The sequence below is a fragment of the Paenibacillus sp. AR247 genome, from assembly GCF_002968895.1.
GTDB classification, from domain to species: domain Bacteria; phylum Bacillota; class Bacilli; order Paenibacillales; family Paenibacillaceae; genus Paenibacillus_AQ; species Paenibacillus_AQ favisporus.
In genome coordinates, this window is record NZ_PCZT01000006.1 from 313,518 (window position 1) to 315,258 (window position 1,741).

Sequence of the window (1,741 nt, forward strand, 5' to 3'; positions counted from 1 at the left end):
GTACTGCCGAGACAGCNCTCGGGAGGCATGAAGATGCGGGCGTCGATCGCCCGTGCGCTCATAGCCCGGCCGAAGCTGCTGCTGATGGACGAACCGTTCGGGGCGCTGGACGAAATCACCCGCCAGACTCTGCAGGATGAACTGCTGGGCATTTGGCGCCAGGATCAGAAGATGACCGTGCTTTTCATTACCCATAACGTGTTCGAAGCGGTGTTTCTATCAACCCGGGTTGTCGTCATGACGCCGCGGCCGGGGAAGATTTCCGATATCGTGCCGATTGAGGCGCCGTATCCGCGTACGGATGAATTCCGGACCACGTCCGAGTTCGGTAAGTATGTGCGCAGCATAACCGAAGTGCTGAATCACTGAGGCTCGCAGAAGCTGGTGCTTGCTTTCCAGGATAAGGGGAAATTTAGAGGTGCATGGAAACATGCCACTTACGAAAGGAGTCGTTGAGGTCATGGAAAAAGCAGCAGTGAGCGCGGTTACCGATGCGGCGAAACAGGCTTCGCCGGCCGCGCCTATGATCAGGAGGAGTGTCGGCAGCGGCAGTCACGTCTGGGGGAAAATTGTGTCCCGGGTCGTACCGCCGCTTAGCGTATTCGTCTTCGTCGTCTTTGTATGGGAAATGGTGCTGCGGCTGACCGGCACCGCGGAGTACTTGCTGCCCAAGCCGTCCGATATCGTTCAAGCGGTGTCGGAGAACGGGCACAATCTGGTGGTGTATGGGATCGGCAGCCCACTGCCGGATACAGGCTCGAAGGTGCTGGAACAGGGGAGCTGGGGCGCGGCGCTGATTGATCGGATGGTACCGGAACCCGGGGATATCCGGGTGGATAAATACCGTATCAGCGGTTTTTGGGATACGCCGCTGGACAGCATTCTCCGCAATTTGGACGTGAAGACGCTGCTGTTTGCCGGCGTCAACCTTGACCAGTGCGTGATGCATACGCTTCAGGACGCCGTATGCCTCGGATACGACGCCATTCTGCTGGAAGACTGCTGCGCGACAAGTTCTCCGGCTTACTGCACGGAGGCTGCCTTATACAATATCAAACAGTGCTATGGCTTTGTTGCTGGTTCAGAGGATCTGCTGCAGGCCTGCACACGAAAAGAAAGGGATGAATTGATATGATCGATGGTCTGGTTCTGGGGCATTTCGAGCAATGCGAGGTACGCAAAATTTCAAGCAAGGATTCCAACAAGTTTGTCATGCTGTGCGACGGGGCGCAGGTGCCGTTCGTGTCCGTTGTGGAAATTTTCGACGCCGGCGGACAGACGCCGCCGAACGAGCACAGCGGAGCGTATGAGTATTTTTACGTGCTGGCCGGAGAAGGTATTGCCATCGTAGGCGATATGGAAACCGGGATTCGCACAGGATCGTTCTTCGTCGTTCCGCCCGGCAACAACCATCAGGTCAAAAATACCGGTGAGGGCAGGCTTTATGTTCTGACGACCATGGTGCCCGACGAGAAGTTTTCCGATTTGATCAAGTCAGGTCCGGTTGCAAGCCTGGACGAGGAGGATTTGGCGGTACTGCGCGGAGCGTCTCTCCCGGGAGCGGCCGCTCCCGCGAACTCATAACGATTGGAGGAACTCGTATGCAGCAAGAATGCACGCCGTGGATTCGGTTAGGAACGGAGGCGAGACACGCGGAAGCCGGTCTCCTTCAAGGGCTCAACTTTGCCGTAAAGGACGTTTTTGCCGTAGCAGGACACACCAATGCTGCCGGCAATCCCGA

General features: G+C 56.9%; 3 protein-coding genes and 1 pseudogene. All 4 read left to right on the forward strand.

Annotated elements, in window-relative coordinates:
• Positions 1-369: ABC transporter ATP-binding protein (locus CPT76_RS06410; RefSeq protein WP_146116172.1), on the forward strand; the 369-nt coding region annotated here is incomplete at its 5' end.
• A gap of 91 nt (positions 370-460) precedes the next feature.
• A complete protein-coding gene (locus CPT76_RS06415; RefSeq protein ID WP_258168145.1) occupies positions 461-1,135 on the forward strand; it encodes a cysteine hydrolase family protein in 675 nt (224 codons plus the stop codon).
• On the forward strand, positions 1,132-1,584 hold the full coding sequence (locus tag CPT76_RS06420; protein ID WP_105442289.1) for a cupin domain-containing protein: 453 nt from the start codon (positions 1,132-1,134) through the stop codon (positions 1,582-1,584). Before CPT76_RS06415 ends, CPT76_RS06420 begins: the two co-directional genes overlap by 4 nt.
• 17 nt (positions 1,585-1,601) lie before the next feature.
• Positions 1,602-1,741 (forward strand): annotated as a pseudogene (locus tag CPT76_RS41900) (amidase); the annotation flags it as partial.